The sequence below is a fragment of the Pseudomonas sp. SDO55104_S430 genome (genome assembly GCF_054070595.1).
On the sequence record NZ_JBSVXG010000251.1, the window covers coordinates 1 to 7,643 of the forward strand.

Annotated in this window: 6 protein-coding genes; 1 reads left to right on the plus strand and 5 read right to left on the minus strand. The window is 63.2% G+C overall.

Annotation, left to right across the window (positions count from 1 at the left end):
- Window positions 1–103: 103 nt before the first annotated feature.
- From ACW9JE_RS26535 to ACW9JE_RS26545, 3 genes are read right to left on the minus strand one after another with little or no spacing between them, the layout of a single operon-like run.
- Window positions 104–2,476 carry a TonB-dependent siderophore receptor gene (locus ACW9JE_RS26535; protein ID WP_457434435.1) on the minus strand — a complete coding sequence of 791 codons (2,373 nt, stop codon included), beginning with the start codon at window positions 2,474–2,476 and terminating at the stop codon, window positions 104–106.
- Between the two features lie 15 nt (window positions 2,477–2,491).
- On the minus strand, window positions 2,492–3,451 hold the full coding sequence (locus tag ACW9JE_RS26540) for a FecR domain-containing protein (RefSeq protein ID WP_224537670.1): 960 nt from the start codon (window positions 3,449–3,451) through the stop codon (window positions 2,492–2,494).
- Entirely contained in the window at window positions 3,451–3,957 is a 507-nt protein-coding gene (locus ACW9JE_RS26545; RefSeq protein WP_224537700.1) for a sigma-70 family RNA polymerase sigma factor, read from the minus strand. The genes ACW9JE_RS26540 and ACW9JE_RS26545 overlap by 1 nt, the downstream gene beginning before the upstream one ends.
- A 217-nt stretch (window positions 3,958–4,174) precedes the next feature.
- On the opposite strand from ACW9JE_RS26545, the gene ACW9JE_RS26550 reads away from it, so the two are divergent.
- Complete coding sequence (locus ACW9JE_RS26550; protein ID WP_224537672.1) at window positions 4,175–4,615, plus strand: carboxymuconolactone decarboxylase family protein; 441 nt, start codon at window positions 4,175–4,177, stop codon at window positions 4,613–4,615.
- A 58-nt stretch (window positions 4,616–4,673) separates the two neighbouring features.
- Here the strand turns inward: ACW9JE_RS26550 and ACW9JE_RS26555 are convergent, their stop codons facing one another.
- Window positions 4,674–6,266 (minus strand): DHA2 family efflux MFS transporter permease subunit, encoded by a 1,593-nt coding sequence (locus tag ACW9JE_RS26555; protein WP_457434436.1) that lies wholly within the window; start codon window positions 6,264–6,266, stop codon window positions 4,674–4,676.
- The gene (locus ACW9JE_RS26560) at window positions 6,263–7,384 is read right to left on the minus strand and encodes an HlyD family secretion protein (RefSeq protein ID WP_457434437.1); all 1,122 of its coding nucleotides are present in this window, start codon (window positions 7,382–7,384) and stop codon (window positions 6,263–6,265) included. The genes ACW9JE_RS26555 and ACW9JE_RS26560 overlap by 4 nt, the downstream gene beginning before the upstream one ends.
- Window positions 7,385–7,643: the final 259 nt, after the last annotated feature.

A 7,643-nucleotide genomic window follows, 5' to 3' on the forward strand; every position in this document is an offset into this window, starting at 1 on the left:
TTCTCGCGGTGGGCGTCAACGATAACGCTGGCTGCCTGACACCCCGCGGTGCCTGTGCCTCCATCGCGAGCAAGCTCGGCTCCTACAGGGGGGCGGGGTGAAATCAGAAATCCAGGGTCGCCGATAGTTTCAACGTCCGCGGCGTACCCTGGGTCAGATACCCGCCATTGGCCGAAGCCCAATAGGCCTCATTGGCCACATTCTCCAGATTCGCCCGCAACGTAATCTCCCGCTCATCGAGCCTGAACCCATACCGCGCCCCCAGATCAAACCGGTTCCACGCCGGTATGCTCTGGGTATTGGCCGCATTCAGATACTGCCCACCGGTGCGCAACATCCGCGCGCTGAGCGCCGCGCCTTCGATCCCCGGCATATCCCAATCCGCCCCCAGATTGAACTGAAATCGCGGCACGCCAACCGCGCGGTTGCCATCGTTGACACCATTGGCGCTGCCCTCGATCTCCGTCTTCATGAAGGTCGCCCCACTGAGCAGACGTAGGCCATCGAGGGGTTCGCCGTACAGGTTCAACTCCACGCCTTTGTTCAACTGCCGGCCATCGACGCGAAACACGCCATCCTGGGTGTAGCTCGACGGCTGCTCGATGCGATACGCCCCAAGGCTCGCGCCGTAGCTGCCCATGTCCAGGCGCACGCCGGCTTCGACCTGCTTGCTGCGCACCGGGGCGAAGGTTTCGTCGCGGTTCAGTGAAGTGGTCGGGGGCGTCGGGCCCTTGGCCAGGCCTTCGATGCGGTTGGCGTAGAACGACACGTGGTCCCAGAGCTTGAACACCAGGCCGAACACCGGGGTGGTGATCGATGCGTCATAGCTGGACGTCCGGGCGCCGGTGGTGGTGCTCCAGCCATCGACCTTCAACGACTGGCGACGCGCACCCAACGTCAGCAAAACCCGGTCGTCGACAAAGCCCAGGGTGTCGGCAATCGCAACGCTACGCAGCTGATTCTTGCCGACGATCCGTGGGTCATGAATGTCGCTGCCGAACGATGTGGCCACCGGCCGCGGCTGCTGGCCGACGTCATACAGGTTGGTGCTGTAGCGCCCGGCGCTGCCGATGGTTTCGAAGGCCGAACGCTGTTCACCCCAGATGCCGGCCACTCCGGCATTCAGTTGATGGCTGATCGCAGCGGTTTGCAGACGGCCATTGAGGCCCGCCATCAGGCTGCGATTGTCTTCGTCGTGGGGCGGATAAAGCATGCCGCCGAGCGCGCTGCCGTCCAGATCGGTGACGGTCAGCGACGAGTACACACCGTTTTCCCGGGTGTGCTTGGCGCCGCCCGCGATGTAGCCGGTCCAGTTGTCGCTCAGGTCATATTCGGCTCGGGCCATGCCGAAGGTGTCCTCCAGCTGCGAGTAACTCCAATCCTGCGCATAACCTTTGTTGGCGTCCGGCGCCTTGGGCACTTTGCTCAGGGACGAATCGACGTAAACCACGGCGCGGCCCTGATTGATCACCTGCTTCTGATAACCCAGATCCGCCGACAGACGCAGACGCTCACCGCGATAATCCAGGCCCAGACTGACCAGCGAAGTGCGCTGGTCTTCGTCGTCGACAGCGCTATCGCCCTCGCGCTGCAGCAGGTTGAGCCGCGCGCCGAACCGGTTGTCCTCACCGAAGCGCTGGCCCAGGTCCAGATGCCCACCGATGCGTGAGTCGCTGCTGTAATCCAGGCTGATACGCCGGGTCGGTGTATCGCTGGCGCGTTTGGGTTGCACATTGACCGCGCCGCCGATGCCGCTGCCGCTGGGGGTCACCCCGTTGATGAAGGCGCTCGGGCCCTTGAACAGCTCGACCCGCTCCATCGCCTCGGTGGCGATGATCTGGCGCGGCAGCACGCCGTACAGGCCACCCCAGGAAATGTCATCGGTGGCCAGTGGCAATCCGCGAATGATGAACACCTGAGAGAAGTTGCCGAACCCGGCGGACTGGCGCACCGACGCGTCATTGAGCAGCACGTCGCCAACGGTTCGCGCCTGCTGGTCGGCGATGGTTTTGGCGGTGTAGCTGGTGACGCTGAAGGGCAGGTCGTTCAGGGCCTGCTGACCGAGCAGGCCGATCTGCGCATCACGGGCCACTTGCCCGCCGCCGTAGGTGTCGGCGGCATTGGCCAGGGCGTTGACGTTGGTTTCGTCCAGTTCCAGCGTGGTCGGGGCTTTGAGGGTGTAGCCGTTATCGCCGGTGCTGACCAGCGCAAGTCCGCTGCCTTCCAGCAATTGCGCGAAGCCACTTTCCGCGCTGTAGGCCCCGTTGAGTCCGGGGCTCTGGCGATTGCCCAGCAGCGCCGGATCGAACGACAACGGCACGCCCATGCTCACCGCAAACTGCGCCAGCACCTGGCTCAGCAAGCCCGGAGCAATGACGATGTTGCGGCTGGTGGCGAGGCTTTCGATCGCCTGGCCGTGCAGCGGCAACAACGCCGAGCAGGCCAGAACCATGCGCAGGAAAGAGGAACTGAACATCACAGACTGACCGCGTCAGACCCTCGGTTCGACCGACAGCCAGTAGCGGGTCATGCGGCTGATGTTCAGCGGCAGGGTATCGCTGAGCAGGCGCAGGCTGGCGTCGGTGTCGCGCAGGGAAAACGCCCCCGAGACCCGCAGCGCCGCGACATCCGGATGGCAGCGCAGTACACCCGGGCGATAGCGGCCAAGCTCGCCGAGCAACTGGTCCAGGCGCATGTTGTTGGCCAGCAGCATGCCTTTGTCCCAGGCTACGGCGGCGGCATCGAAGGATTCGGCGGCATCGAAGCGGCTCTGGGTGAAGCTCTGGCGCTGGCCGGCGTTGAGGGTCGAACTCTGCTGGAGCAATTGCGGGGTGATCACCGCTTGGCCTTCGAGAACGGACACGTGGCTGCGAGCGCCTTCGGTGCGCACGCAAAAACGAGTGTCCACGGCGCGGGCGATGCCCTGGGGCGTTTCGACGATAAAGGGGCGGGCGCTGAGGTCTTTCGCCGTGCGGATCAGCACCTCGCCATCGAGCAGCAGGACACGTCGCTCCGAAGCATTGAAGGCAATGTTCACCGCGCTGTCGGTGTTGAGCAGCAGCTGGCTGCCATCGGGCAATTGCAGGTTTTTCTGCTCGCCCACGGCGGTGCGCTGATCGGCGGTCCATTGCTCCCACGGCAGATGCTGCGAAGCAAAGCCCAAGGGACCGGCCATTAGCAGCAGGCCCAGGCGAGTGAGAGTCTGGCGACGAGTGAGGCCGTCCTTGCGCGCAGCCCGTTGCAAAGTCTGGATCGCCAGATTGGCCGGCACACTGCGGAACTCGCCCAGCAGCACTTCGGCCCGCTGCCAGGCCTGAGCGTGTTCCAGGCTGCGGCTGCGCCATTGGGCGATGGCCTGATGGTCGGCAGCGGTGGCGGTGCCGGAGTGCAACTGCACCAGCCAGTCGGCGGCTTCACCGAGAATCTGCGGGTTGATCATCGAAGAATTCATCAGGCGACACTCAGGCAGGCAATGAACGCCGCGCGCATGTGGCGCTTGACGGTGATCAGCGAGACATTCAGGCGGGTGGCGATCTGCGCGTAGGTCAGGCCTTCGATCTGCGACAGCAAAAAGGTATCGCGGGTCGCCTTGGGCAATTCCCGCAGCAGGGCTTCGATGCGCCACAGGGTTTCGAGGATCAGCAGGCGGGTTTCCGGCGACGGTACTTCGGCCACCGGCAGATGGGCGATGGTTTCCAGATAGGCACGCTCGATGTCCTGGCGACGCCAGCGGTCGATCACCAGCCCTTTGGCAATGTGCGTCAGCAGCGCCCGGGGTTCGCTGCCCAGCGGTTTGACCACCTGACGGGTCAACAGGCGCAGGAAGGTATCGTGGGCCAGATCGGCCGCATCGCAGCGGTTACCCAGTTTGCGGTGCAACCAACCCTGCAGCCACCCGTGGTGTTCGCTGTAGAGGTTATGTACTTGCTGGTTCAGAGGCTGATCGGCGGACGACATGGCGGGCAGATACTCGACTCGGGCATCCTGCGGGAGTGTGTAATTAAGAATTGATCGCATTCTAGTGGCCATCAGTGATTGCTTGCAATTCTCATTTGGAACTTTCTTCCAAAGCCTCCGCCAATGGCCTACTCGTCTTCCAGAAGATTGGATATTTGTGCAAGCCGCCCGCGGGTCTAACGTAGTCACACACCCACTTTTTCACCGGAGCACGTAAATGCAACCGCGCATCGATTTCTACACCGCTTCCCCAGACGCCCTCAAAGCCATGATTGCCCTGGAGACTGCAGTCTCCAAGCTGCCGCTGGAGAAGAGCCTGATCGAACTGGTCAAGCTACGCGCCTCGCAAATCAATGGCTGCGCCTTCTGCATCGACCTGCACACCACCGACGCCCTCAAGGCCGGCGAAACCACCCGTCGCCTGTTCGGTGTGTCCGCCTGGCGCGAAACACCGTTCTTCACCGACCGTGAACGCGCCGCGCTGCTGTGGACCGAGTCCCTGACTCAGCTCAGCCTGACCAAAGCCCCGGATGAGGACTATGAAGTGGTCAAGGCACAGTTCTCGGAAAAGGAAATGGTCGACCTGACCGTCGCCATCAGCACCATCAACAGCTGGAACCGTCTGGCGGTTGGCTTCCGCAAAATGCCTCAGGCCTGATTTTCACCCCCCGCACCCTGATCGTTCCCACGCTCTTGCGTGGGAATGCCTCAATCCATCAATGCCCATCCGCACTCGGCGCCGCCGGTGGTTGCACCTTGCGCATCAAGGGCACCATTGCCGTGGCGACGATGAAGCAGGCCATGATCATCAGGAACGCATCGCCGTAGGTTTGCGTCTGCGCTTCGCGAAAGGTCAGCTGCCATAGCTGATGCAGGCTGGCGGTGACGCCGGCGTCGCCGCTCTGGCCCAGGGCGGCGAAGTTGTTGCCGACCTGGGACAGCCACTGGTTGAGGGCCTCGTTGCTGCTGTTGAGGTTTTCCGCCAAGCGAGTGAAGTGCAGGTTGGTGCGGTCGTTGAGGATGGTCGCGCAAGCGGCGATGCCGATGGCGCCGCCCAGGTTGCGCATCAGGTTGAACAAGCCCGAAGCATGCTTGAGCCGCGCAGGTGCCAGTCCGCCCAGGGTCAGGGTCACGGTGGGCGGTACCGCCAGTTGCTGGGCGATCCCGCGCAATGCTTGCGGCAACATCAACTCCCTGGCTCCCCAGTCATGGGTGATCGGGCTGAAATCCCACATCGACAGGGCGAACAGCCCAAGGCCGGTCATCATGATCCAGCGCAGGTCGATGCGGTTGGCCAGAAAGGCGTACAGCGGAATCGCCATCAGCTGGAACACACCGGTGGAGAAAATCGCCAGACCAATGTCCAGCGCGCCGTAGCCACGCACCCGGCCGAGAAACAGCGGCGTCAGGTAAATGGTGGCGAACAGGCCTATGCCGGTGATGAACGAGAAGAAACAGCCGAGGGCGAAGTTGCGGTCTTTCACGGCGCGCAGATCGACGATCGGGTTGGCCACATGCAGGCTGCGGCCGATGAAGGCCAGGCCTGCCAGGCTGCTGATCCACGCGGTGGTCAGGATGGTGCTGTCGCTGAACCAGTTCCAGCGCGGGCCTTCTTCGAGGGTGTATTCCAGGCAGCCGAGGAACAGTGCCAGAAACACCATGCTTATATAGTCGGCGCCCTTGAGCAACGACAGTTCCGGCTGGTCGATCCTGACCAGCATCGGCACCGCCACGGCGACGAAAATCCCCGGCACCAGGTTGATGTAGAACAGCCAGTGCCAGGATGAAACATCGGTAATCCACCCACCAATGACCGGCCCCAGGGTCGGTGCCAGCGAAGCCACCGCGCCGATGGTCGCGGCGGCGATCACCCGTTGCTTGCCGCTGAAAAACACGAACGCCGTGGTGAACACCAGCGGGATCATTGAGCCGCCGAGAAAACCTTGCAGGGCCCGGAAGGCGATCATGCTCTGGATGTTCCAGGCCAGGCCGCAGAGCAGGCTGGTCAGGGTGAAGCCCACTGCCGATGCGCAGAACAGCCAGCGGGTGGAAAACACCCGCGAAAGCCAGCCGGACAGCGGGATCACGATGATTTCGGCGATCAGGTAGCTGGTCTGCACCCAGGCGGTTTCGTCGGTGCCGGCAGAAAGGCCACCGCCGATGTCGCGCAATGACGCCGAGACGATCTGGATATCCAGCAGCGCAATGAACATGCCGATGCACATGGTGGCGAAGGCGAAGACCTTGGTCGCCGTGGCCATGCTCGCGGCATCGAATGGTTGCGCCAGGGCGGCGAGGGCGCGGCTCATGGCGCGCTGGCCACGGCAGGCGCGCCCGGCGCTTTGCGGGTGTCCACTTCTGCGGTGACCGACAGGCCGGGACGCAGGTGACCGAGCACGCTGTCGGCCGGGTCCAGGTGAATGCGCACCGGCACCCGCTGCACGATCTTGGTGAAGTTGCCGGTGGCGTTTTCCGGTGGCAACACGCTGAACTGCGAGCCGCTGGCCGGCGCCAGACTGTCGAGGTGACCATGGAATTCCTGGCCCGAGAGCACGTCGGCATGAATCACCACCCGCTGCCCCGGCACCATGCGCGCCAGTTGGTCTTCCTTGAAGTTGGCGTCGACCCACAGACCGCTGGTGGGCACCACCGCCAGCATTTGCGAACCGGCCTGGGCATAGGCGCCGACCCGGGCGCGGCGATTGCCGACCACGCCGTCAACCGGTGCGCGCAGTTCGGTGTAGCCGACGTTCAACTGCGCCAGATCACGTTCGGCGCGGGCCTGAATCAACGCCGCGCGGGCTTGCTGTTTCTGTGTGGCGATCACATTCAATTGACGTTGCGCGGCCAGCAATTCGGCCTGGGCACGGCTGCTGAGTGCCTGAGCGGTCTTGAAGGTGGCGTTGGCCCGTTGCGCGCTTTCCACCGAGACCGCGTTGGTGCTCACCAGCTTTTTGTAGCGCGCATCGTCATCCCGGGAGCGAGAGGTTTCGGCACCGGCGGCATCAATGCCGGCGCGGGCCTGACCGATCACCGCCTGTTGCAGCTGTTCGGTGGCGTCGAGGTTGGCGAGCAGAGCTTCCTCGGCCGCCACCGCGCCTTCGGCCTTGGCCAGGTTGGCACGGTAGTCGCGCGAATCGAGGCGAATCAGCACATCGCCAGCCTTGACCTGCTGGTTGTCGGTCACCAGCACTTCTTCGATGTACCCGGCGACCTTCGGCCCGATCACCGTCACGTCGCCGCCGATGTAGGCGTCGTCGGTTTCCTCGATGAAGCGGCCAGCGGTCCACCAATGGGCGCCATATACACCGGCCAGCACCAAGGCAGCGATGCCGACGGTCGGCAGAAGCAGACGTTTGAGCAGGGGAGGCTTGGGAGTGGTCACGGGAACGGCCAGGTCGGGCTCAACGGAGGGCATGCTGGTCATGGGGATTTCCTGCGGGAAATGGAAAATACATTACGCAGGTAATATGACGTATGTAATATTTTGTGGCAATTGAATTTCGATGCCGGTCGTCAGGTGATCGAGGCAGTCAATGTTGAGGGGAGGGTAGAGAGGTTTTAATTCCGGCGGGTGAAGCCACCGCGGGACCTGTAGCAGCTGGCGAAGCCTGCGTCCGGCTGCGCAGCAGTCGTGAATCCGGAGAACTCGGTCTATCAGACAGATCTGGCGCACAGGTTTTGCG

Bases quoted from the DNA above. Each gene is read 5' to 3' on its own strand.
- ACW9JE_RS26535 (WP_457434435.1), bottom strand. From the start codon at position 2,476: ATGTTCAGTTCCTCTTTCCTGCGCATGGTTCTGGCCTGCTCGGCGTTG.
- ACW9JE_RS26540 (WP_224537670.1), bottom strand. From the start codon at position 3,451: ATGAATTCTTCGATGATCAACCCGCAGATTCTCGGTGAAGCCGCCGAC.
- ACW9JE_RS26545 (WP_224537700.1), bottom strand. From the start codon at position 3,957: ATGTCGTCCGCCGATCAGCCTCTGAACCAGCAAGTACATAACCTCTAC.
- ACW9JE_RS26550 (WP_224537672.1), top strand. From the start codon at position 4,175: ATGCAACCGCGCATCGATTTCTACACCGCTTCCCCAGACGCCCTCAAA.
- ACW9JE_RS26555 (WP_457434436.1), bottom strand. From the start codon at position 6,266: ATGAGCCGCGCCCTCGCCGCCCTGGCGCAACCATTCGATGCCGCGAGC.
- ACW9JE_RS26560 (WP_457434437.1), bottom strand. From the start codon at position 7,384: ATGACCAGCATGCCCTCCGTTGAGCCCGACCTGGCCGTTCCCGTGACC.